Source organism: Nonomuraea sp. NPDC048881 (genome assembly GCF_040649795.1).
Taxonomy (GTDB): domain Bacteria; phylum Actinomycetota; class Actinomycetes; order Streptosporangiales; family Streptosporangiaceae; genus Nonomuraea.
On sequence record NZ_JBEZGC010000005.1, the window covers coordinates 229,606 to 251,171 of the forward strand.

Genomic DNA, 21,566 nt, shown 5'->3' on the forward strand with positions numbered 1-21,566 from the left:
CCGAGTGCTCAGAGGGGCCCGGAGCTCCTAGGACAGGAGTGACAGCCGATGCGCCGCCGCGGCGGCCTCTCCGCGCGTGGTGACACCCAGCTTGGCCAGGATGTTCGAGACGTGCACACTGACGGTTTTCGCCGAGATGAACAGTTCGGCGGCGATGTCGCGGTTGGTGCGGCCCTGGGTCACCAGGCGCAGCACCTCCAGCTCACGCGGCGTCAGCAGCTCCGACGGCGTCTCCTGGGCCTGCGGGCCGCCGCCCACGCGCCGCGACAGCGCCTCGATCTCCTCGGCGAGCGGGATGGCGCGCAGCGCGGCGGCGAGCGGACGCGCCTGCCGCAGCCTGGACGCCGCGCCCTCCCGGTCACCGCTCCTGGCCGCGACGCCGGCCGCCCGCAGCAGGGCCTTGGCCTGGTTGTGCGGACGCATCAGCCGCTCCCACGCCGCCGCCGAGGCGTCGAAGTCGCCGCTGTAGGACAGTCGGTACGCCTCCGCCACCGGCCCGCTGATCGTCAGCTCGGCCGCCACTTCCGCGGCGTGCGCCCGTACCGCGGCGGTCCGGCCGGGTTCGAGGTCCTCCGCCGCGTCGCAGACCGTGCGCAACAGGGAGAGCAGCCGCCAGCCCAGCATGGCCTTGCTCGGCAGCCTCGGATGCGACAGCGCCCGCTCGGCCACGGCCAGCGCCGCCCACGGCTCACCCTTGAGCAGGTGCCAGCCGATGTGCAGCCGCGCGTTGCTGATCACGTCCTGGACGAAGTCCTCGGGACGGTCCTTCAGCACGCCGATCTCCGACAGGATGCCCTCGACGCGCTGCAGGTCGCCCCTGGCCAGCCCGATGTCGGCCCGGACGCGCAGCAGCGCGTACTGGGTGCGCAGGACGGGCCCGTAGTTGAGCGCGCTGTCCACGAGGTCGAGCGCCTCGTCCCAGCGGCCGAGCGACTCCAGCGCCTCGGCCCAGTTGTTGAGGATGAACAGCCCGCTGCCGCGCAGCCTGCCGTACTTCTTGGCGTACTCCCAGCCCTCCTCCGACAGGCGCAGGGCCTCCTCGGCGCGGCCCATGTCGATGAGGGAGTCGATGTTGTTGCCGATCGCCCTGATGATGATGCGGCCCGAGCTCTCGGTCTTGCCGAGTGCCATCGCCTGCTCGTTGACGGCGATGACCCGCTCCAGCTCGCCTCTGAGCGAGTGGCCGAGCGCCAGGTTCATCAGCAGGTCGCCTTCGAGGCACTTGTCGCCGGACCGCCTGACCAGGTCGAGGCCCTCGTGGATCAGCTCCTCGCCCTCGGTGATCTGGCCGCGGAGCATGAGCTGCCTGCTCAGCGGCATGACGACCTCCGCGCGCACCGGGCCCGGCTCGGGCGCCAGCCGCAGGGCGTGCCGGAGCAGCTCGATGACGCCCATCTGGCCCTTCGACGCCTTGAACGACGCCTGCCGCACGATGAGCTGGGCCACCCGGCCCGGCTCCTTGGTCTCGTCCAGCTCGGCGAGGGCGGCCTTGACGAACTTCACGCCCTTGTCCACCTCGCCGCCGGCGTTCGCGGCCTCGGAGGCGCGTTCGAGCACGGCGGTGTGGTCGACGCCGATGCGCCGGGCGGCGTCGGGGACCCGGTCCCAGAGCATGAGCACGCGTTCCAGCAGCGGCACGGCCTCGGTGTAGGCGTACGCCTTGAACGACTTCTGCGCGGCCTCCCAGGCCGACACCAGGGCCCAGAGGTCGTTGCGGGCGCCGTGCCAGTGGTGGGCCAGCTCGACGGCGGCGCGGCCGGGCGGGACGAGCGAGCGGTCCTTGGAGATCTCCTCGGCGTACCGGGAGTGCAGGCGCTGGTGCTCCCCCGGCAGTAACTCCTCGTGCACGGCCTCCTGGATCAGCGCGTGCCGGAAGACGTAGGCGCGGTTGTCGGCGATCTGCAGCACGTTCCCGGCGATGGCGGGACGCAGGGCCGCCTCCAGCTCGATCTCGGACAGCCCGCTGACGGCGGCCAGCAGCGCGTGGCCGACCCGGTTGCCGCCGGCCGCGGCCATGCGCAGGACGCGCTGGGTGTCCTCGGGCAGCCGTTCGACGGCGCTGAGGATGAGGTCCTGCATGGACTCGGGGAACGTGCAGTCCTCGCCGCCGTCGAGCAGCGCCTCCACGAACAGCGGGATGCCCTCGCTGCGTTCGTAGACTTTCTGGACCTTCACATATTCCGGCGCGGAGCCGAGGATGCCGGCCATCTGCGCGGCCACCTCGTCGCGCGACAGGCGGGGCAGGTCGAGACGGTGGACGCCGTTCACCCGGCCGAGCTCGGCCAGCACGGGGCGGAGCGGATGTTGCCGGTGGAGGTCGTCGGAGCGGTAGGTCATGACGATGAGCACCTGCGGGGCGTGCAGGTTGCGGCTGAGGAACGCGATCAGGTCGCGGCTGGAGCGGTCGGCCCAGTGGATGTCCTCGATGACGAGGACCGTGGGGCGGCTGTCCGCGAGGCGTTCGAGAAGGGTGAGGAACTGCTCGAAGAGCCGGGCGCGGCCCGTATCCGTCTCCCCGTCGCCGCTGGGCTCGCCGAACTCCGGCAGCAGCCTGGCCAGGTCTCGCTGGGCGCCTTCGGGCAGCAGCGCGGCCACCGCGGCGGGGCCCTGCTCCCTGACGAGCTGCCTGAGCGCGGCGGTGAAGGGCGCGTAGGCAAGGCCCTCGGCCGACAGCTCCACACAGCCGCCGACCAGCACCTGCGCGCCGTCGGCCACGCAGGACTCGGCGAAGCGCTGCACGAGCCGGCTCTTGCCGACCCCAGCCTCCCCGCCCATGAGCACGGCCGTCACCGTGCCCTTACGTGCCTCGTCGAAGCTCTCTGCGAGAGCGGCGAGCTCCTCCGCCCGCCCGACGAAGACGGGACTCACCGAACGTCCCAGCATGTCGTTCAGCATGCCATGCCCTATCAATCAGTTTCGACGGGGTTTCAGGGGGGTTCAGAGGCCCGGCCGCCACAACTGATGACGCGGCCGGGCTCTCTGGGGGCGGTCATGACGAACGGAGCTTGCCGAAGACCGAGCGACGCTCGGCCTTGTTTCCCTTCATGGCCTCGCGTACTCGGCGGTGCTCGGCGGCGGCCCGCCGGAGCTCGCTGGCGTGGGACTTCATGAGCTCGTACTCGAGTTCGGGGTTCATCGTGTTCTCCTGAACATTTGCTGCTTTTCCCTGACATCTTCAATGTTCGGCCTAAGGCCCGGCCCGCCACATCGGGTGGATGACCTATCTGGGGGCGTACGCGGGGCCGGACATACCTAGGACGGGGCCCGCCACGCCTTAGGCGGCGTTCCCGTCCGTCCGGTTTGGAGGTAGTGGCCCTGGTCGGCGATGCTGTGAAGGTGTCAACTGTGACTACCTCGCTCGCGGACGTCGCCTCGTCCCACGCGACGCTGCGCGCCTTCCTGCACGGCCTTCCCGGAGTCGACCGGGTGGGCGCCGACCAGCGGGCGGCCATGCTCGGCACCCGTTCCATCAAGACCACGGCCAAGGCCCAGGCCATCGACCTGGCCATCTCCATGGTCGACCTGACGACGCTCGAAGGCGCCGACACGGCGGGCAAGGTGCGGGCCATGTGCACCAAGGCCGTGCACCCGGGCGGCGGCGCCCCCAAGGTGGCGGCGGTGTGCGTCTATCCCGACATGGTGGAGGTGGCCGTCCGGGCGGTGGCCGGGTCGGGGGTCAAGGTGGCCTCGGTCGCCACCGCGTTCCCCAGCGGGCGCTCCTCGCTGGAGGTCAAGGTGAGCGACACGGCGCTGGCCGTGGCCGCGGGCGCCGACGAGATCGACATGGTGATCGACCGCGGCGCGTTCCTGTCCGGCGACTACATGAAGGTCCACGACGAGATCGTCGCGGTGAAGGCCGCCTGCGGCGCCGCGCACCTGAAGGTGATCCTGGAGACGGGCGAGCTGGCGACCTACGACAACGTGCGCCGGGCGTCCTGGCTGGCCATGATCGCGGGCGCCGACTTCATCAAGACCTCCACCGGCAAGGTGTCCCCCGCGGCCACGCTGCCGGTGACCCTGATCATGCTGGAGGCGGTGCGCGACTTCCGCGACACCACCGGGCGCCAGGTGGGCGTGAAGCCGGCCGGCGGCATCCGCACGACCAAGGACGCCATCAAGAACCTGGTGCTGGTCAACGAGACGGCGGGCGACGACTGGCTCTCCCCCGACTGGTTCAGGCTGGGCGCGTCCTCGCTGCTCAACGACCTGCTCATGCAGCGCCAGAAGCTCGCCACCGGCCGTTACGCGGGCCCCGACTACTTCACCCTCGACTGACGGCGACGGCCCTCGGGCGGCTCTACGAGGTGTTCGGAGCCGTCGCGAGGCCCGCGAGCGTGCCCGGCTGCCCCCACTGCGTCGAGCCGGGCGAGCAGGCGTGCCTGCTGTCCGGCCCGGTCTCGGCGATCGAGGCGGGCTCGCTGGCCCGCTATGCGGCCAAGGCGCTCACCACGTGGGGGGACGTCCCCGCCTTCCGCTACTTCCTGCCGCGTCTGCTCGAATGCGCGGCGGCCGACGCGTTCTCCTACCCCGACCCGGAGATCGTCCTCGGCAAGCTGGCCGTCGCCGGCTGGCACGGCTGGCCGGGCGGCGAACGCGCGGCCGTCACCGCGTTCCTGCACGAGTGGTGGCTCGGCACGCTGCGCCGCCATCCGTCCCGTCCGCCGGCCGACACGGTGTTGTGCGCCGTCGCCGCCACCGGCGTCGACCTGGCGCCCTTCCTCGACGCCTGGGCCACGCTGGAGAGCGAGGCGGCGATCGCCCACCTGCGCGACTTCGTCACCGACGGCCTGTCCGGGCGGCGGCTGACCAACGCCTTCTGGAATCGCGACGCCCCCGCCCACGCCCAGGTCCTCGCCTGGCTCGGCGACGGGCCCGCGGCCCGGGCGGTGGAGGCCGCCTTCGCCCGGGAGAGCCGCGAGGCCGTGCTCAACCTGATCGCCGACGTCCACGAACGGCTGCCGCGCTGCTAGATCAGCGCCTCGACCAGCAGGATGACGCCGAACACCGCGAACGCGGCGGCGGCGCCGTACCGGATGACCTTCTCGGGGAGGTGCTTGCCGAGCAGGCGGCCCACCAGGATGGCCAGGGCGTCGGCGGCGACCATGCCCACGGTCGAGCCGATCCACGTGCCGACCCAGCCGTGCTGCGTGGCCAGGGTGATCGTGGCGAGCATCGTCTTGTCGCCCAGCTCGCTCAGGAAGAACGCCACGGTCACCGCGACCAGGACGTTCCTGGTCGTCTTGCGGGCCTTGTCCTCTTCCTCCTTGGTCAGCTCGTCGCCCCGCAACGTCCACAGGGCGAACCCGAGGAAGGCGATGCCGGCCACGATCGAGATGGCCGTCGTCGGCAGCGCCTTCCCGACCAGCCCGCCCACGGCCACGCTCAGCAGGTGCACGACGGTGGTGGCGATGGTGATGCCCGCGAGCACGGGCCAGGGCTTGAAACGGGTGGCGAACGTCATCGCCATGAGCTGGCTCTTGTCACCGAGTTCGGCCACGAAAATGACCGCGAGACTGATCCAGAACGCTTCCAACCGGTCCTCTTTCCCGCGACCAGACCGGAAGCAGGCACCCGGGGGATCTTCGGGCACGACTTTCGGCCCGGCAGCGTCTTTGTCCATGACTGCCAGGCCGAAGGTCTCGTCCGCCCGTCAAGGCCCGTGTGACCGGGCGCGATCACGCGCCAGTATGTCGATCACACGATTGGGACTACTCCCCTTCGGAATTACCAACACACCATAACAGCCCACGTAGAGCCGTCATTCCGCCGGCTGTTCCCCCGCCTCGGACACCGGCTCGGCCGTCAGTGTGCAACCGACCAGCACCGGCTCGTTGACCAGCGTCACGCCGAACTTCTCCCGCACTCCGTCACGCACCTCCACGGCCAGCCCCAGCAGGTCGGCCGTGGAGGCGGCGCCCGCGGGGTTGGTGAGGGCCAGCGTGTGCTTGGTGGAGATGCGCACCGGGCCGCGCTCGTAGCCCTTGGGGAAGCCCGCCTGCTCGATCAGCCAGGCGGCCGGCACCTTGACGCGGCCGTCGGGCATGTTCCAGCGGGGGTGGCCGGGAGCGCGTCCGGCCAGCTCGGCGGCCTCCTCGGCGGTCAGGATCGGGTTGGTGAAGAACGAGCCCGCGCTGCGGCTGTCGGGGTCGGCCGCCGGATCGAAGACCATGCCCTTGCCCCGCCGCAGCCCCAGGACGGCCTCACGGGCCGGCCCGAGGGGCACGCGGCCGCCGAGCTCCACCCCGAGCCGCCCGGCCAGCTCCTGGTAGGCCACCGGGCCGGACATGTCCGACACGTCCAGTGCGTACGTCACGGCGAGCACCACGTGCCGCGACAGGTCCCGCTTGAACGCGCTGTCGCGGTAGGAGAACCCGCACTGGCGCGCCTCCAGGTCGACCACCTGCCGGGTGAGCCGGTCGTAGGCCCGTACGCACCTGATGGTCTGCGCCACCTCCTGGCCGTACGCGCCGACGTTCTGGATCGGCGTCGAGCCCACCAGGCCCGGGATGCCGGACATGCACTCGATGCCGGACCACCCCTCGGCCACGGCCCGCTCGACCAGCCGATCCCAGTCCTGGCCGGCCTCGACCGTGAGCAGCACCTGCTCGCCATCCCTGGAGACCGTCACGCCCTCGGTGGCCACCTTGACGACCAGGCCGTCGAAGCCTTCGTCACCGATCACCACGTTGCTGCCGCCGCCGAGCACCAGGGTCGGCACCCCGTTCATGTCGGCCTCGGCGACAAGGGACACGAGCTGCTCCGCCGTGACTGCCTCGGCGAAGTCGCGGGCGGGGCCGCCCAGGCCCAGGGTGGTGTGCGACGCGAGCATCTCCATGGCCCCCAAGCTTATGAGCCCCCCAGCCCCCACGACACCGCCCCGAACCCCCTACAGCTCCCCCACAACCGCGAACCGCCCCGCCTCCAACGGCCACCTCCACCCCAAACCAACCCCCGGCGGCATCCCCCAACGGCTCCCCCGCCCCGAACCGCCACCATTCCTGGCGGCACCCTCTCGCACCGCCGCTCCCACTGGCGGCCCCCTGAGCCCGCCACCCGCTCCCTGCAGCCTCCTCCGACCCGGACCGCCACCCGCCCGCCCGTGCACGCGCCCGCGCCGACGCTGCCGATCGGCTCCACGGGGCAGGGGCGGGGGGTCAGCTGTGGAGAGGCTGGTCGTGGTGGTGGGGGGAGCCGAGGCGGTGGACCGGGAGGGGGCCCTCGGGCACCACCAGGCCGCCCTCCAGCGCGCGGGAGAACTCCAGGTCGGCCTCCTCGCCGCGCTCCGCGCCCTCGGGGAAGGCCCCCAGCGCCGCCGACCTGCGCACCGCCATCAGGTCGCAGCGCAACGCCCCCACCCTGCCGGGCTCCTCGGCCTCGGCCGCCTGCCACCCCGCCGCCACCGCCCCTTCCACGATGGCCGCCACCAGCGGCGTCAAGGCGTCCCCCGTCAGCGCGAGCGAGGTCTCCATCAGCACGTGCACCTCGGACTCGTCCAGCCGCAACAGCTTGGTACGACCTTCTCCCCACCCCGCCGTGCCCCCGGCCGCCCGCGAGGTCTCGGCGACGTGCCACACCACGATCCGCTCCGGGTGCCGTTCGGCCAGCTCGTCCAGGACGTCTCCCGCGCCGTCGACGTTCCCCAGGTCGAGGGCCAGGATCCGGGCGCGCGTGTGCTCGATCACCGACTGGACGCACTCCAGCACGTCCCCGGGCCGGCCGTCCACGAGCAGCCCGGCGGAGACCGTCACGTCCTTGGTCTCGACGCGCTGGCGTTCGGTGTTGACGCCCAGGTCGTCCATGCGGTTCGTGGCGAGGGTGCCGTCCCAGACGCGCTGGGCGTGCAGCATCGTGTCGTCGGGGTCGCCGTGCTGGCCGGGGTCGCCGGAGAAGCCCAGCGCGGCGGCGGGGTTCCCGTGCGCGCCCGCGCCCCTGGGCCGGGCGCGGCCCGTGCCGACGCCGGTGGCCGAACCGCCCGTGGTGTCCCGTCCGGTGCCGCTGCTGCCCCCCACCTGTTCAGGGGACGCGGGACGCAGGTGAGCAGGAGGCTTGGCATCGGTCACGGACGACACGGGGATGGAACGGACGGTGGGCCAGACCTGTCGCGGAACTTCACTCATAACAACACGGGCTACCCGCGACCCGCCCGACATATCACGGGATCAGGAGAGCTGTACCACCGCACGCGCCTTCGACAGGACCCTCGCGTCGCCCGCCTTGGCCGTCAGCCCGACGACCACCCGCTTGTCCTCCAGCTTCTCCTCGACGACCCCGCTCACCGAGATCGTCGCGCCCTGGTCGTCGTCGGGCACGATCACCATCGACGAGAACCGCACGCCGAAGTCCAGCACGGCGCCCGGATCGCCCGCCCAGTCCGTGACGAACCGGCCCGCCTGCGCCATCGTGAACATGCCGTGCGCGATCACGTCGGGCAACCCGACCGTCCGGGCGAAGCGCTCGTTCCAGTGGATCTGGTTGAAGTCGCCGGAGGCGCCGGCGTACATGACGAGGTTCAGCCGCCGGACGTTGTAGCCCACGACCGGGAGCTCCTGCCCGACCTCGACCTCGTCGTACCTCACCGTGGCCGCCATCTCAGCCCGCCCCTCCGCGCTCGACGATCGTGTTGTAGGTCGTGCAGACCGGCTCTCCGGCGACCGTCGTCACGTCGCTCCTGATCGTCAGCAGCTCGTTGCGCCCGGCGCTCCTGATGTCGGTGATCGTCGCGGTGGTGACCAGCTCGTCGCCAGCGCAGACGGGCCTGACGTACTCGAACCGCTGCTCGCCGTGGACCACCATCGCCAGGTTCAGGCCCAGCTCGGGGTCGACCAGCGCCTCGCCGCCCGCCTGCAGGCTGAACACGATGGGGAACGTGGGCGGCGCGATCACGTCGGGGTATCCGGCGGCCCTGGCGGCCTCCCTGTCGCGGTAGACCGGGTTGTTGTCGCCGATCGCCGCCGCGAACTCCTTGATCTTCACCCGGCTGACCTCGTACGGGGCGGCGGATGGATAGGTCCTGCCCACGAAGTCACGGTTCAAGGCCATCAGTGCTCCCTCGTATGTCTTCAACGAGCGCTGCTGAGGCAGACGGTAACAGAACAAGGTTCGGCTGTCGCCGCTCATGGCGTGCTTTTTGCCGGGACCCGGGTCAGCGCCTAAGAAGGCGCCTCAAAGCAGTGAAAACACGACAAACCGGCGCCCCGTCCGGGACGCCGGTTGTGCGATATGGAGGCAGAAGTACCGCTAGCGGGTTTCGCGGTGCGCGCGGTGGCAGCGGCAGTTCGGGCAGTACTTCTTCAGCTCAAGCCGATCCGGGTCGTTGCGCCGGTTCTTCCGCGTGATGTAGTTGCGGTGCTTGCACTCCTGGCAGGCCAGCGTGATCTTCGGCCTAACGTCGGTGGCAGCCACTTGGGAGTGCCTTTCTACGTTCGGGACATGGACACACCCGTACCCAGGCCGACCGACCTGGGATTGGGTAGTAGCGGAGGCCGGACTTGAACCGGCGACACAACGATTATGAGCCGTTTGCTCTGCCTGACTGAGCTACTCCGCCTTGGCCGGAAACTCCCGGCCCGTAGAGGATACCCGAAGCTGGGAGCACATTAGTAACTCACCTGATCGGGTGGGGTGCTACCAGTATGCCCCAGGAACCTCCGACAACCGAAATCCGATCATGCCACCTGGGTCTCGCCTGGGGAATCACCCGCGGAGGCCATCGCCACACTAGCAGCCCCCCCTTACCGACGCGAACCTCCGGACCAGGCACGCAGCAACGAACACACCCCGGCGACGCCCGTCCACGCGGTGGTCGGAAGGGCCCCCCGGCGGCCGCCGGCGACGCCCGTCCGTACGGCGAACGGGCGTGCCCCCGGCGAACGCCGGCGGCGCGCCCCCACGCGGGGACGACCCGCGCGGGAGACGGAGGGGTGTCCGCGACGGACGCCGACGCAGCGGCGGAGAGGGCCCGCAGCGGACGCCTGCGCTCACCCGGAGGTGTCACGCAGCCGAAGCCAGCGCAGTGGCGAAGCGGACAGACCTGGGCGGACAGCCCCGGGCGGACAGCCCCCGGGGGCGCAAGAGAGTGCGGTGGACACCCGTGCGACCGCGCAAGGGGAGCGCGTGCCGCACGGATGTCCGGCGAGGTGCCGCCCACCTCGACCGCGCTCCGGCTCCTCAACGACGAGCCGCGCCCCACCCGCCCGCACCTCGGATCCGAGGGCGCATTCGACCCCTGTCAGCCCCGCGCCTCGGACCCGAGGGGGCCCGGACCGGGCGGGGCCGGGCGGGGTCTCATGCCTGGCGTTCGTCGACGCCTACGGCGCCGACGCCGCTGCCCCAGCTTGCGCATTTGCCCTCGGACCGGCCCGAGGCGCCGGGCCCTAGCGTGATCCACGGGCCGACGACGTCCGGGCTCCAGCCGCACGTGATCACGGCGCGGTAGACCCAGGTCTGGCCGGTCGGGTTGTGGCAGTCGGCGCGGCCGACGTAGCCGTCCTCCGGGGCCCGGCCGCTGTTGCACTGGAGGCTGCCGGCCGAGGCGGGGGCGGACGGGATGACAAGCCCGGAAAGGACGGCGGCGACACCTGCGGCGAGTGCCAGTTTCCTGTTCATGTCGTCTTCCTCTTCTGCTCGTTCTGCTTGTGCTGCTCGGGGTTTCGGCGCTGGTCTGCGCTCGAATGCCAGGAAAGCGACCGAGCGCCGGTGTCCAACAGCAGGGCGGACAGGCTCGTCCGGAGTCGTCCACAGGCGAGCCTGACTCGGACGTCCCTGAAATCCCTCCGGACACGTACGGTCATCGTTCGTACACTGTCGGACAGAAGAAGGCCGGGTCGGGGAGAGGGGCGATGGGCGAGGACCAGGAAGGCGCGGAACCCGGCGTGGAGTCGGTGAGCTGTCACGAGGGTCTGGTGAGGCTCCTCGCCGAGCAGTTCGCGCGGGCGGACGTGTCGTTGCGGGAGCTCCAGGCACGGGCGGACAGGGCGGGCGGGCCCCGGCTTCCCCGGGCGACCTGTGCGGACATGCTGGCCGGACGGCGGTTTCCGAAGAAGGCGGTGATGGTGACGTTCCTGCGGGCTTGCGGGGTGCCCGAGCATCGGGTGCCGGAGTGGGAGCGGGCCTGGGAGCGTGTGCGGATCAACCGCATGCCCCCGTCCGGCTTCCAGCTCACCCGGATGGCGTTGTCCCCCGGTGTTCCGCCCTTCGAGTATTCCGGGGTTCCTGACGTCGCCTCCGTCCATCCGCACGCCGGTCCCGTCGGGGGGCTGCCTCAGCCGGGTGCCGCGCCTCCTGCGGAGCTGAGCCGGCCGGACGCCGTGCCCGTCGACAGCCGTGCCGAGCTCGGCACGACGCCGCCTGGAGGCCCTGGCCAAGGGGCTGCACCTCTTGTTGGAGGCCCCGGCCATGGGGCTGCGCTTCCCGGATTCTCTGGGTTCCACGGAGGGGCAGAGGGCCCGACAGGCGCTCAGATGGCGATAAGTGGAGCACCTCCGGCATCTGCCCCGGCCGCAGCCCCAGCGGCCACGCCCGTCACCCCTTCCGCCGGCGGCGCTCTCCCCGCCGATGGCCCCCTGGTCAAGGACCCCCCAGTCGCAGGTCCCCCGGTCGCCGCAATTCCGGCCGACGGTCCCCCGGTCGCCGCACTTCCGGGCAGCGCACTTCCGGTGGGCGGTCTCCCGGGCGGGGGCCTGCCCAGCGAGGGCCTGCGGGGCGGAGGGCTACCGGGCGAGGGTCTGCCCGGCGCAGGACTGCCGGGCGAGGGACTGTCCGGCGCAGGACTGCCCGGCGCAGGGCTACTGGCCCGGGGCCTGCCGGGCGAGGGTTTGCCGGGCGGGAGTCGGCTGGGCGAGGGGCGGCCGGGTGAGGGGTCTCCAGCGGGTGAGGCTCCGGGAGGTGGCCTTTGGGCGAGTGGGATCCCCGTTGACGGGATTGCGGGAGGCGGGGTTTCCGATGGTCTGTCCAGCGGGGGTGTTGCCTTCGGCACTTCCCTGATGGGCGCTCCCTCCGGCGGCGCGCTTCCAGCCGACAGGCTTCCCGCTGAGGGGAGTTCTGGTGGCGGGCCGCCTTCGGGCGACGTCGGGGCCGCCCTGCCCGTAAGCGGTGTCCCCGCCGGTGTTGCTTCCCTGATCGATGGTCTTCCCGCCGACGCTTCCCCGGTCGGCGGGGGGCCAGGCGTGCCGGCAAGTGGGGCAGCGGCTCCGGCGGGTTGGGCGGCCGTCACGGCAGGCGGGGCAGCGGCTCCGGCGAGCGGGGTGGCGGCCCCTGCGGGTGGGGTGGCCGTTTCGGTGGGTGGGGTGGTGGTCCCTGCGGGTGGGGTGGGGGCGTCTGCTGGGGGGAGGTGGGGGCGGTGGCGGGGGGTTGGGATTGGGGCTTTGGTGGTGGTGGGAGCGGTTGGGGTTGGGGTGGTGGTGGGGTTGTGGGTGGCGCCGCGGCATGTGCAGCCCTTCGCGCTCGGCCGCCCGGTCTCGGACGACGGGCGCGCGTTCGGCCACGGAGGGTCGAGCCGGTTCACCGTGACCGTGGACCCCGCCAACACCGGCGTACGGCTGATCCGCCGCCTGGACGCCGGCATCTCCATGCAGCAGGCCGCCATCACCGTGAACGGCGCCCCCGCCGGCGTGTGGCACCCCCTGCCCGTCGAGAACACCTACCGCTGGCGGGACCAGTCCGTGGACCTGCCACCGGCGCTGACCACGGGACGCCGATCGCTGACCGTGCTCAACACCTTCGTCTCCTCCTCACTCGACTTCAACGAGTTCCTCTACGTCGTCAAACAGCAGGTGAGAGGCGTCTGGTCGATCGCCGACACCGTGGACGTGGGGCCGTACCACACCACCAGCGAGGCCGCCCACGGTTACCGGCTCACCGGCCCGCAGACCTTCGCCGACACCCGCCACTTCGCCTACCCGCCCCTCGACGAGACCGCCTAGCGCCGGGCAGCGAACCCGCGGAACGTCCAACGCCGGGCACGCGAAAGCTCCGGACGCTTCCCCGCGTCCGGAGCTTTCAGGTGTGGGCAACCAACCCTCACCGGCCTACTGCCCGCCGGTCCGCATTCTATGCTTTTGTCCGTTTTGCGTAGAGTTGTGGCGTGACACGCTGGCACGGCCCCCGCGGCATCCTCGTCGAGGTCATCACCCTCGGCGCGAGGCAACGCATCAAGGTCACCCAGACGGTGAACGGCCGCCGCTACCTCCTCGGCTACTACGGCACCATCGCCCAGATCGTCCACCATGTGGACCTCGCCGACCTGGTCGAGGTGATCGACCTCCCCGCCTTCGCGTCCCGGAAGGCCAGAGCATGAGAGCCGCACAACCGAGAAGCCGCCCCTCCCCGCACGGGGAAGAGCGGCTCGCCCGCAGGACCTACAGGTCCTTGCACCACATCCATTTGCCGTCGATCAGGCATTTGTGCCAGCCGTCGTTCGCCGGGTTCCACGCGTAGGCGGGACTGCTCGCCACGCTGATCGTCAGCACGGTCGAGACGGAGAGCAGGATCAGAGCCAGCGCCCGGCGCACACCACGGGCCGCGAACATGTTTCTCATGACCGTCATGGAACACGCCGGCGCTTGGAGCCTTCTTGGGGCCGGCTGAAGCCCCGAAACAAGCGCATCCCAACCCAACCCGCACAACGAAAAACGCCCGGCTCCAAGTCACCTTGGCCGGGCGTCGTATCTGCTCATTACAAGAGCCCCCAAACGGAATCGAACCGTTGACCTTCTCCTTACCATGGAGACGCTCTGCCGACTGAGCTATAGGGGCCTGTCCGCTCGCTGCGGACAGGTGTAACCATACACGGCACTCAGCCATGATGCGAACTCGTACGGGCCTCCACCGCGCCGCCGGATCCGCGGCGCGCGGCGAGATCGATCACCTCGCACAGATCGGCCAGGTCGACGTGTGCGGCCACCTCCGCCACCGAACGGCAGTCGGCGACCAGCCACCCGTTCCTGCGCACCCGGAGCACCTGCCGGCCCGCCCGCATCGCCGGCACGACCTCGACGCCGTCGAGGCCGACCCATCGCCTGTCCATAGCGGCACACCCTAGCCGCCGGGTCTCTCAATTTCCGTCCGCCACAGGCGTTACCGCCATGCCAAGTCGGCACCAAGAGGTGTCTAAGAGCCGCGTCCCACGCTGGTGCCAAACGGACAGAAGGAGCACCGAAATGGCACCCAACATGCTCGGCTTCCGCATCACGCACCGGGCCATGCGCGGGGACACCCGCCATCTGGCCGAGGTGATGAGCGCGATCGCCGCCGGCGAGCAGCCTGCCGGTCAGGAGCGGCTGCGCGCGATCGCGACGTTCACCGCCAAGCTGTGCGCGGGCATCCACCACCATCACCAGGCCGAGGACAACGTGTTGTGGCCGGTCATCGTGCGCTCGGCGGGCGCCGAGGTGGACCTGAGCGACCTGACCGACGACCACGCGGCGCTCGACCCGCTGCTGGAGGAGATCACGACGGCCGCGGCCCAGCTCGGCTCCGACGGGCAGGCGGCCCGGCGGATGGCCAAGTCCCTGGCCGCGCTCGCCGACCTGCTGGACGAGCACATCGAGGAGGAGGAGCGGCTGATCTTCCCGGTCGTCGCCAAGTACGTCTCGGAGGCGGACTGGGCGAAGGTCGAGACCGAGGTCAGAAAGGGCGGGGACGCCCGGTTCGACCTGCCGAGGATCGCCCAGTACGCGCAGCCGGAGGAGCTGGCCGAGCTGCGGCGCCTGGCCGGGCCGGTGCTCGTGGTGCTGCTCGCGCTCATGGGCCGCGGCCACCGGCGCCGCCAGAGCCTGATCTTCGGCACGCCGTGAGCCTCCCGGGGCCGCTCAACGGCGCGCCCGGCGGCGGGCCGCCTGCGCCCAGTGGGGCGAGCCGACGCGCTCGGCGACCTGCAGAGCCTGCGCGTAGTGGCCGTCGGCCGGCAGCCCGAGCAGCTCGGCCAGGTCGCCGAGCACCAGCGCGACCGGCCCGAGCGTGATCGACCCGCTGCTCATCCCGGCCAGCTCGTCCGCCCACGGCAGCAGGACGCGGTAGGAGCGTGCGGCCACCTCGCGGTCCTCCAGGGCGACGGCGGTCTGGCCGCGCAGCGCCTGCCACATCAGCCAGTAGTAGTTGCGCGGCAACCACGACTCGGGCCGCCACACCAGCCGGGCCGCGTCCAGCTCGCCCGCGGCCGCCAGCGCCCCGGCGTAGATCTCGTGCACGGTGGCGCTGTTCACGCGTTCCCGGATGGCGGCCAGCTCGTCGAGGGAGTCGCGGACGTTCCCGCGGGCCATCCGGACGGCGAACCTGCACAGAGCGCCCATGGCCCGCGCGTTGACGCCGCCGCGCTCGGCCATCTGCTCGGTGAGCCCGGTGTAGACGGCCTCCGCCTCGTCGAACTCGCCCTCGACCAGCTTCCGCAGCGCGCCGAACAGCGCCAGGATGGCCAGCGACATGCCGAGCTGGCCGCTGGTGGACACCGCCACGCCGCTGTCGGCGTGCCGTCTGGCCGCCTCCAGGTCGGTGCGTCCGAGTGCGGCCATGAGCAGCGCGCAGTGGCCCAGTGTGAGGTAGCCGACGAGCCGGTGGGTGCGGCCCAGCTCCAGCAGCTCGGCGCCGACGGCCTCCAGCTCGTCCCGCCGTTCGGGGCTGAGCACGGCGAAGTAGCGGGCGTTGAGCGCCAGGCAGAGCAGGTCGGGACGCCCGAGGCGGCGGGCCAGGGCCACGGCCTCGGCGCCGGCGGCGTCCACGCGGTCGTCGTCGTGCCCCTCCAGCTCGAACACGAGCGCGGCCAGCAGGCGGCAGCGCGTCTCGTCGTCGGGGCCGGCGGCCAGCTCGCGTTCCACGGCCTCCATGAAGTCCCGGTTGTAGAGGGAGTCCACCTGGATCGTCCAGACCACGGGGGCTTCGTAGGAGGTCAGCGCGCGGGCGAGCGCGCCGCGCGGGGCGGCCAGCTCGACGGCCCGCGTCCGTGCGGCCAGCGCGCCCAGCACGTCGCCGGCGTGGCCCAGCGCCGACACCAGTCCGCACAGCAGGTCGAGCCGGGTCGCGTCGTCGGTGGCGAACTCCAGCGCGGCGCGCCACAGCGCCGCCGCCTCGCGGTGCGCGTGCAGGCCGGACGCCTGGACGGCCGCCGCCTTGGCGTACCGGACGGCGTCCGGCACGGCGGCCTCCAGCGCGTGGTGCGCCAGGGCCGCCACGTCGTTGGGCCGCAGCCGCTCCAGCACCGACACCACGCGCCCGTGCAGCCTGGTCCGGCGGATCCGCGCGGTGTCCTCGTACAGCGCCTGCCTGACCAGGACGTGCGTGAACCTGACGCGGCCCGGCCCCGGCTCGGCCAGCAGGCCCGTCATGACGCCGGCCTCCAGGCCGTCGAAGACGGTGTCCTCGTCGCCGTCGTGCAGCGCGATCAGCACGTCCACGTCGGCGTCCCTGCCGACGACGGCGGCGTTGCGCAGCACGGTCTGGGCGGTCGCGGGCAGGCGGGTGATGCGGCGGCGGATGAGGTCGCGCACGCCGGGCGGCAGCGCCTCGGCGGCCTGCGGCCCCTCGGAGGCCAGCAGGCGGGCGATCTCGCAGACGAACAGCGGGTTGCCGAGCGTGCGGTCCAGGACCGTGCGGACGGTGGCGGGGTCGAGGCCGGCGCGCTGTGAGTGGCGTTCGAGCAGCGTGGCGACGGCGGCCTCGTCGAGCCCGGCGAGCTCGACGTGCCTGCTGCCGGTGGCCAGCGCGGCCAGGGTGGCGGACAGGTCCTCGGTGGTCTCGGCCGGGCGGTAGGTGGCGACGACCAGGATCCGCGCGGCGGGGTCCAGGTGCCGCAGCAGGTGCAGGGTCTCGCCGTCGGCCCGGTGGACGTCTTCGAGGACCACGAGCAGCGGCGCGCAGCCCGCCAGGTAGCCGGCCACGGCCCTGGCGAGCTGGAACTGGTTCTGGATGGCGACGCCGTCGTTCAGGAGGGGGGCCAGGCGGGCCGCGTCGGCGGCGGCCGGCGGCCGTACGGCGGCGAGCTGCCGGACGATCTCGCTCCACGCCCAGGCGGGCGGCGCGTCACCGTCGATCTCGGGGCAGCGTCCGAACGCGACCCGCCACCCGCGCTCGGCCAGCTCGGCCGCGAACGCCTCGGCCAGCGCGCTCTTGCCCGCGCCCGGCTCGCCGCCCAGCCAGACCGTGCGCCGGTAGGGCCGCACGGCCTCCTCCCGCAGCGCGGCCAGCTCGCGGGCCCGGCCCACGATCGAGGGCTCCTGCGCGGCCACGGGCCGTTCCTGGACGTGTTCGACGACCTCGGGCGCGTGCAGGGACTCGGATTGGCGGAGGATGTCCTGTTCGAGCGCGCGCAGGGCCGGGCCGGGATCGACGCCGAGCTCCTCGGACAGGTTCTCGCGGGCCTGGCGCAGCACGGCCAGCGCCTCGGCCTGGCTGCCGGCTCGGTAGAGGGCCAGGGCCAGCAGACGGACGGCGTTCTCGCGCAGCGGGTGGGCGTCGGCGTGGCCGCGCAGCTCCGGCACGGCCTCGGCGTGGCGGCCCATCAGCAGCGCGGCCTCGGCGCGGTACTCGACGGCGACGAGCCTGAGCTCGGCCATCCTGGCCGCCTCGGGCGCGGCCCACTCCTCGGTGAACTCGGCGTAGGCGGCGCCCGTCCACAGGCCGAGCGCCTGGTCGAGCAGGTCGTGGGCGACGGCGCCCGCGCCCCGCTTGAGCGCCGCGCCGGCCGCGTCGATGAGGCCGGGCAGCCGCCAGGCGTCCACGGCCTCGTCGGGCAGGCAGAGCCGGTAGCCGGGCGGGGCGCTGACGATCACTCCGGCGGGGGCGCGCGGCGGCCGGTCGGGTTCGAGGACGCGGCGCAGGTTCGAGACGTAGACCTGGAGCGCGGCCAGCGCCTTGGGCGGCGGCTGCCCCTGCCACAGGTCCTCGATGAACCGGTCGGTCGAGACGACCTGGCCGTCGGCGGCGACCAGGCGGGCGAGCACGGCGCGCTGCCGGGCGGAGCCGAGGTCGAGCCGGCGGCCGTCCAGGGTGGCGTGGAGCGGTCCAAGGAGGTGTAACTGGAGCATGGCACCCTTTTTCCGTACCGGTAGCGCCCGCTTTCAGTACCGGTAGAAGCCCGCGAAGTCAGATCTTCGCCCGATATCGTCAATGCGCACCGAGGCCCCCGTCTCAGGCGCGTTCATCATCTTCCCACGACCCAGATAGATGCCCACATGCTGCGTCTTGATCTTATTTTTCGTGATTTTTCCGAAGAAGACTAAGTCGCCCGGCAGGCCGCGCTCGACGGGCCGCATCCTGCGCACGTGGTCGTCGGTGTTGCCGGGGCCGAGCACGTCCCTTCCGTTGGCCAGGGCGTACACCCATCGGGCCAGGCCGGAGCAGTCGAGGCCGCGGGTGCGCGCGGCCGGGCAGGGCTTGATCCGGCCGCTGTAGCCCAGGCAGGTGCCCTTCGTGGGGCCGGGCCGCTCGCCGTGGCCGCCGCCCCACGAGTACGTGATGTCGTACCGCTCGATCTCGTACGCGATGCGCACGATCCTGGACGGCACGAACGTCGACAACGGCATGGACGCCGCGCCCGCCAGCAGGACGACCAGGACGGTCACCGCCAGGACCAGCCGCCGCCGCGCCACCCGTTTCTCCCTTAAGCCGAGATCCCGGGTTTTATCCTACCTATCGCGATATTTCAGCTTTTGAGGTCAAGTGTGACCGTTCCTACCTCGACGACCATCCCGACCCGGCCCTTCGGCTTCGGCCTGGTGGTGAAGGTGAAGGCGGCCTTCTGGCCCCGCTCCAGCTTGCCGACCACGCAGCGCACGGCCGTGCCGCTGAACTTGCACCCGGGGGCCTTGACCACCTTCTGGCCGCCGTACGCGCGCCCGGAGACCACGATGTCCTCGACGGGGTGCGGGCCGGTGTTCGTGATCGTGACCCGGTAGAGCTTCCTGCCCTTGACCAGGCCGGAGACCGACACCCGCGCGGGCGGGTTGGCCAGCGACCGCAGCTGGGACTCCGAGCCGTTGAAGGAGTTCTGGCCACCGGCCAGCGAGCCCTTCTCCGCCGACTGCCAGAACGTGTGCCGCTTCCAGCTCTTCGGCAGCTCGCCGGGGTCGCTCCCCCAGCGGGCCAGCCAGAGCGGGTTGGCCTTGAACGCGCCGGAGTTGCCCGTGCAGGTCTGCCACCAGCTCGTGGTGGTGTAGATGATCGCGTCCCGGCCGGTCTGCTGCCGGTACTTCTTGGTGAAGTCCTTGATCCAGGTGACCATGTCCTCGGCGGACAGGTCGTAACAGTTGTTCTTGCCGTTCTTGTCCTTGTACGGGTTGTCCTCGATATCGAGGACTCCGGGCAGCGTTTGACCGTCGCTGGTCCAGTTTCCGCCGTTCTGAAGGAAATAGTCGGCCTGCGCTGTCCCGTCGGATTCATGTGGTTGCGCAAAGTGATAAGCGCCACGCACGAGCCCGGCCGTCGCGGCCCCGCCGAACTGCGGGTCGAACCGTGGGTTGCGGTAGTTCGTGCCCTCGGTGGCCTGCACGAACGCGAACTTGCCGCCGCCTGCGGCCACGCTCGCCCAGTCCACGTCGCCCGTCCAGTTGCTGACGTCGACACCGGGAACACCGTCGGCCGCCTCCGCGACCCCTGTCATGCCGACAGCGGCAATTACCGCAATTAACCACAAGCGTTTCACGCCCGAGATCATCGCGGAGTCGCCACTTACGCCGCAAGCACGGAAATATCACGTCTTTCCGTGAAAAAGCGCGAAACCCCATGTCGAGGCCCGGAAATCCGCCTTCCGCGACCACCTCTCCGGACGCCGTTTCCGCAGGTCAGAGCCGTATATGAACGTCACATTCGCGTTTGCCAAATCGATACCACCCAGCCCAAACTGAACCGATCCCCGAAAGGGCCCCTGACCAGGGGTTTCTTCGCCATGCCCAGGAGGCACCACCCATGATCCACACCCGGGCCCTCACCCGAGTGTTCAAGATGAAGAAGGAGACCGTCGAAGCCGTACGCGGCATCGACCTCGACGTCGAACCCGGCCGGCTCGTCGCCTTCCTCGGTCCCAACGGCGCCGGCAAGTCCACCACCCTCCGCCTGCTCACGACCCTGCTCCCGCCCACCTCCGGCACCGCCGTCGTCGCCGGCCACGACGTCACCCGCGACCCGGCCGGCGTGCGCTCCCGCATCGGCTACGTCGGCCAGAAGAACAGCGCGGGCGAGAGCTTCCGCGTACGGGACGAGCTCGTCACGCAGGGCCGCTGCTACGGCCTGACCGTCTCCGAGGCCGTCGCGCGGGCCGGCGAGCTGATGCGCCTGCTCGACCTGGAGGACCTGGCGAGCCGCAGGCCGGGCACGCTCTCCGGCGGCCAGCGCCGCCGCCTGGACATCGCGCTCGGCCTGATCCACCGCCCCGACCTGCTCTTCCTCGACGAGCCCTCGACCGGCCTCGACCCGAAGAGCCGCGCCGACATCTGGCGGCACATCCTGCGCCTGCGCGAGGCGTACGGCACCACGATCTTCCTCACCACCCACTACCTGGAGGAGGCCGACAACATGGCCGAACGGGTGATGATCATCGACAACGGCGCGATCACCGCCGACGGCACGGCCGAGCAGCTCAAGAACGACCTGGCGGGCGACACCGTCACGGTCACCACCGACACCGCCCAGGACGCCGCCAGGGCCGCCGAGCTGACCGGCGGCCGAGCCGAGGGCGTCACCGTGCGGGTGCGGGTGGCGAACGCGCCCGCCGCGCTCCCCGGCTGCCTGCGGGCGCTGGACGCCGCCGGGATCAAGGTGACCGCCGCCGAGACCGCGCGCCCCACCCTTGACGACGTGTTCCTCACCCTCACCGGGAGAAGCCTCACCGATGACGACCTTCCTGCGTGACACCGCCACCGTCTTCACCCGCGAGTTCCGGCCGGTCCTGCGCGAGCCGGTCGCGCTGCTGTTCGAGATGGGCCAGCCGCTGCTGTTCCTGTTCCTGTTCGGCGCGCTGCTGGACGGCGCGGTGGGCTCGTCGTGGCAGTGGTTCGTGCCGGGCATCCTGGTCATGATGTGCCTGACCGGGCCGATGTCGGCCGGTTACACGCTGCTGGTCGAGCTGATCGGCGGCTCGCTGGAACGCATGCTGGTCACGCCGCTGAACCGGACGGCGATGCTGGTGGGCCGGGCGATGAAGGCGATGGTGGTCCTGCTGGCCCAGGCCGTGCTGATCATCGTGCTGGCGGTCCCGCTGGGGTTCGAGCTGTATCCGGCGGGCGTCCTGGCGGGGCTGGCGCAGCTCACCGTGTTCGGGGTGGGGCTGGGGGCGTTCTCGTTCGTCCTGGCCATCCGGTCGGCGCCGGGCGGGACGCTGTTCTACGTCGTCAGCCAGTCGATCCTGTTCCCCCTGCTGCTGCTGTCGGGCGTACTGCTGCCCCTGGACACCGCGCCCGGGTGGCTGCGCGCCGTCGGTGCGGCGAACCCGGTCACGTACATCGTCGAAGGCCAGCGCGCGCTGTTCTCCGGCGACCTCGCGGACCCCTCCGTCCTGTACGGCACCGCGTCGGCCTGCCTGGTCGCCGCGATCGGCCTGTACCTGGGCAACCGGGCCATGCGCAAGGGCGTGTGAAATGGAG

The 21,566-nt window shown here is 71.5% G+C and carries 21 protein-coding genes and 2 tRNA genes; 7 read left to right on the forward strand and 16 right to left on the reverse strand.

Annotation, left to right across the window (positions count from 1 at the left end; genetic code table 11):
• Window positions 1-27 precede the first annotated feature (27 nt).
• Together AB0C33_RS19725 and AB0C33_RS19730 are read right to left on the reverse strand one after the other, a co-directional pair.
• Window positions 28-2,883 carry an AAA family ATPase gene (locus AB0C33_RS19725; RefSeq protein WP_358289728.1) on the reverse strand — a complete coding sequence of 952 codons (2,856 nt, stop codon included), beginning with the start codon at window positions 2,881-2,883 and terminating at the stop codon, window positions 28-30.
• 106 nt (window positions 2,884-2,989) lie between these two features.
• Entirely contained in the window at window positions 2,990-3,136 is a 147-nt protein-coding gene (locus AB0C33_RS19730; RefSeq protein WP_358289730.1) for a hypothetical protein, read from the reverse strand.
• A gap of 209 nt (window positions 3,137-3,345) precedes the next feature.
• Between AB0C33_RS19730 and deoC the strand changes: the two genes are divergently transcribed.
• Both deoC and AB0C33_RS19740 read left to right on the forward strand, forming a co-directional pair.
• Window positions 3,346-4,275, forward strand: coding sequence for a deoxyribose-phosphate aldolase (gene deoC / locus AB0C33_RS19735; protein ID WP_352355741.1), 930 nt, complete (start codon window positions 3,346-3,348; stop codon window positions 4,273-4,275).
• 29 nt (window positions 4,276-4,304) lie between these two features.
• A complete protein-coding gene (locus AB0C33_RS19740; RefSeq protein WP_358289733.1) occupies window positions 4,305-4,970 on the forward strand; it encodes a hypothetical protein in 666 nt (221 codons plus the stop codon).
• Here the strand turns inward: AB0C33_RS19740 and AB0C33_RS19745 are convergent.
• The 8 genes from AB0C33_RS19745 to AB0C33_RS19780 all read right to left on the reverse strand — a co-directional run bounded on the left by AB0C33_RS19745 (window position 4,967) and on the right by AB0C33_RS19780 (window position 10,605).
• Entirely contained in the window at window positions 4,967-5,533 is a 567-nt protein-coding gene (locus AB0C33_RS19745; RefSeq protein WP_352355745.1) for a TMEM165/GDT1 family protein, read from the reverse strand. The two genes, AB0C33_RS19740 and AB0C33_RS19745, sit on opposite strands and share 4 nt — an antisense overlap.
• A gap of 225 nt (window positions 5,534-5,758) precedes the next feature.
• Entirely contained in the window at window positions 5,759-6,835 is a 1,077-nt protein-coding gene (locus AB0C33_RS19750) for a UDP-N-acetylmuramate dehydrogenase (protein ID WP_358289735.1), read from the reverse strand.
• Between the two features lie 319 nt (window positions 6,836-7,154).
• On the reverse strand, window positions 7,155-8,009 hold the full coding sequence (locus tag AB0C33_RS19755) for a hypothetical protein (protein WP_358289738.1): 855 nt from the start codon (window positions 8,007-8,009) through the stop codon (window positions 7,155-7,157).
• Between the two features lie 150 nt (window positions 8,010-8,159).
• Complete coding sequence (locus tag AB0C33_RS19760; RefSeq protein ID WP_352355751.1) at window positions 8,160-8,588, reverse strand: MaoC family dehydratase; 429 nt, start codon at window positions 8,586-8,588, stop codon at window positions 8,160-8,162.
• 1 nt (window position 8,589) lies between these two features.
• Window positions 8,590-9,039 carry a MaoC family dehydratase N-terminal domain-containing protein gene (locus tag AB0C33_RS19765; RefSeq protein WP_352320994.1) on the reverse strand — a complete coding sequence of 150 codons (450 nt, stop codon included), beginning with the start codon at window positions 9,037-9,039 and terminating at the stop codon, window positions 8,590-8,592.
• 198 nt (window positions 9,040-9,237) lie between these two features.
• Window positions 9,238-9,402, reverse strand: coding sequence for a 50S ribosomal protein L33 (rpmG, locus tag AB0C33_RS19770; RefSeq protein ID WP_019632658.1), 165 nt, complete (start codon window positions 9,400-9,402; stop codon window positions 9,238-9,240).
• Between the two features lie 71 nt (window positions 9,403-9,473).
• Window positions 9,474-9,547, reverse strand: a tRNA-Met gene (locus tag AB0C33_RS19775).
• Between the two features lie 737 nt (window positions 9,548-10,284).
• Window positions 10,285-10,605: a hypothetical protein gene (locus AB0C33_RS19780; protein WP_357966825.1), complete on the reverse strand. Its 321-nt coding sequence runs from the start codon at window positions 10,603-10,605 to the stop codon at window positions 10,285-10,287.
• A gap of 1,805 nt (window positions 10,606-12,410) precedes the next feature.
• On the opposite strand from AB0C33_RS19780, the gene AB0C33_RS19785 reads away from it, so the two are divergent.
• Both AB0C33_RS19785 and AB0C33_RS19790 read left to right on the forward strand, forming a co-directional pair.
• Window positions 12,411-12,920, forward strand: a complete 510-nt coding sequence (locus AB0C33_RS19785; RefSeq protein ID WP_358289741.1) for a hypothetical protein — start codon at window positions 12,411-12,413, stop codon at window positions 12,918-12,920.
• Between the two features lie 161 nt (window positions 12,921-13,081).
• On the forward strand, window positions 13,082-13,294 hold the full coding sequence (locus tag AB0C33_RS19790) for a hypothetical protein (protein ID WP_358289744.1): 213 nt from the start codon (window positions 13,082-13,084) through the stop codon (window positions 13,292-13,294).
• A 61-nt stretch (window positions 13,295-13,355) separates the two neighbouring features.
• Here AB0C33_RS19790 and AB0C33_RS19795 read toward each other — a convergent pair whose 3' ends face one another.
• From AB0C33_RS19795 to AB0C33_RS19805, 3 genes are all read right to left on the reverse strand, one after another.
• Window positions 13,356-13,535 (reverse strand): hypothetical protein, encoded by a 180-nt coding sequence (locus AB0C33_RS19795; protein WP_352320986.1) that lies wholly within the window; start codon window positions 13,533-13,535, stop codon window positions 13,356-13,358.
• 144 nt (window positions 13,536-13,679) lie between these two features.
• A tRNA-Thr gene (locus AB0C33_RS19800) sits at window positions 13,680-13,752 on the reverse strand.
• A 40-nt stretch (window positions 13,753-13,792) separates the two neighbouring features.
• Window positions 13,793-14,023, reverse strand: a complete 231-nt coding sequence (locus AB0C33_RS19805) for a transposase (RefSeq protein ID WP_358289747.1) — start codon at window positions 14,021-14,023, stop codon at window positions 13,793-13,795.
• A gap of 133 nt (window positions 14,024-14,156) precedes the next feature.
• Here AB0C33_RS19805 and AB0C33_RS19810 point away from each other — a divergent pair, with 133 nt between their 5' ends.
• A complete protein-coding gene (locus tag AB0C33_RS19810) occupies window positions 14,157-14,792 on the forward strand; it encodes a hemerythrin domain-containing protein (protein WP_358289750.1) in 636 nt (211 codons plus the stop codon).
• Between the two features lie 15 nt (window positions 14,793-14,807).
• Here the strand turns inward: AB0C33_RS19810 and AB0C33_RS19815 are convergent, their stop codons facing one another.
• From AB0C33_RS19815 to AB0C33_RS19825, 3 genes are read right to left on the reverse strand one after another with little or no spacing between them, the layout of a single operon-like run.
• Window positions 14,808-18,014, reverse strand: a complete 3,207-nt coding sequence (locus AB0C33_RS19815; protein WP_358289753.1) for a BTAD domain-containing putative transcriptional regulator — start codon at window positions 18,012-18,014, stop codon at window positions 14,808-14,810.
• 33 nt (window positions 18,015-18,047) lie between these two features.
• Window positions 18,048-18,578 carry an NlpC/P60 family protein gene (locus AB0C33_RS19820; protein WP_358289756.1) on the reverse strand — a complete coding sequence of 177 codons (531 nt, stop codon included), beginning with the start codon at window positions 18,576-18,578 and terminating at the stop codon, window positions 18,048-18,050.
• 53 nt (window positions 18,579-18,631) lie between these two features.
• Entirely contained in the window at window positions 18,632-19,588 is a 957-nt protein-coding gene (locus AB0C33_RS19825) for a lysozyme (RefSeq protein ID WP_358289759.1), read from the reverse strand.
• A gap of 305 nt (window positions 19,589-19,893) precedes the next feature.
• Between AB0C33_RS19825 and AB0C33_RS19830 the strand changes: the two genes are divergently transcribed.
• Window positions 19,894-20,835 carry an ATP-binding cassette domain-containing protein gene (locus AB0C33_RS19830; RefSeq protein ID WP_358289763.1) on the forward strand — a complete coding sequence of 314 codons (942 nt, stop codon included), beginning with the start codon at window positions 19,894-19,896 and terminating at the stop codon, window positions 20,833-20,835.
• On the forward strand, window positions 20,816-21,559 hold the full coding sequence (locus AB0C33_RS19835) for an ABC transporter permease (RefSeq protein WP_358289809.1): 744 nt from the start codon (window positions 20,816-20,818) through the stop codon (window positions 21,557-21,559). Before AB0C33_RS19830 ends, AB0C33_RS19835 begins: the two co-directional genes overlap by 20 nt.
• Window positions 21,560-21,566: the final 7 nt, after the last annotated feature.

Bases quoted from the DNA above. Each gene is read 5' to 3' on its own strand.
- AB0C33_RS19725 (WP_358289728.1), bottom strand. From the start codon at position 2,883: ATGCTGGGACGTTCGGTGAGTCCCGTCTTCGTCGGGCGGGCGGAGGAG.
- AB0C33_RS19730 (WP_358289730.1), bottom strand. From the start codon at position 3,136: ATGAACCCCGAACTCGAGTACGAGCTCATGAAGTCCCACGCCAGCGAG.
- AB0C33_RS19750 (WP_358289735.1), bottom strand. From the start codon at position 6,835: ATGGAGATGCTCGCGTCGCACACCACCCTGGGCCTGGGCGGCCCCGCC.
- AB0C33_RS19760 (WP_352355751.1), bottom strand. From the start codon at position 8,588: ATGGCGGCCACGGTGAGGTACGACGAGGTCGAGGTCGGGCAGGAGCTC.
- AB0C33_RS19765 (WP_352320994.1), bottom strand. From the start codon at position 9,039: ATGGCCTTGAACCGTGACTTCGTGGGCAGGACCTATCCATCCGCCGCC.
- AB0C33_RS19780 (WP_357966825.1), bottom strand. From the start codon at position 10,605: ATGAACAGGAAACTGGCACTCGCCGCAGGTGTCGCCGCCGTCCTTTCC.
- AB0C33_RS19795 (WP_352320986.1), bottom strand. From the start codon at position 13,535: ATGAGAAACATGTTCGCGGCCCGTGGTGTGCGCCGGGCGCTGGCTCTG.
- AB0C33_RS19805 (WP_358289747.1), bottom strand. From the start codon at position 14,023: ATGGACAGGCGATGGGTCGGCCTCGACGGCGTCGAGGTCGTGCCGGCG.
- AB0C33_RS19810 (WP_358289750.1), top strand. From the start codon at position 14,157: ATGGCACCCAACATGCTCGGCTTCCGCATCACGCACCGGGCCATGCGC.
- AB0C33_RS19815 (WP_358289753.1), bottom strand. From the start codon at position 18,014: ATGCTCCAGTTACACCTCCTTGGACCGCTCCACGCCACCCTGGACGGC.
- AB0C33_RS19825 (WP_358289759.1), bottom strand. From the start codon at position 19,588: ATGACAGGGGTCGCGGAGGCGGCCGACGGTGTTCCCGGTGTCGACGTC.
- AB0C33_RS19830 (WP_358289763.1), top strand. From the start codon at position 19,894: ATGATCCACACCCGGGCCCTCACCCGAGTGTTCAAGATGAAGAAGGAG.
- AB0C33_RS19835 (WP_358289809.1), top strand. From the start codon at position 20,816: ATGACGACCTTCCTGCGTGACACCGCCACCGTCTTCACCCGCGAGTTC.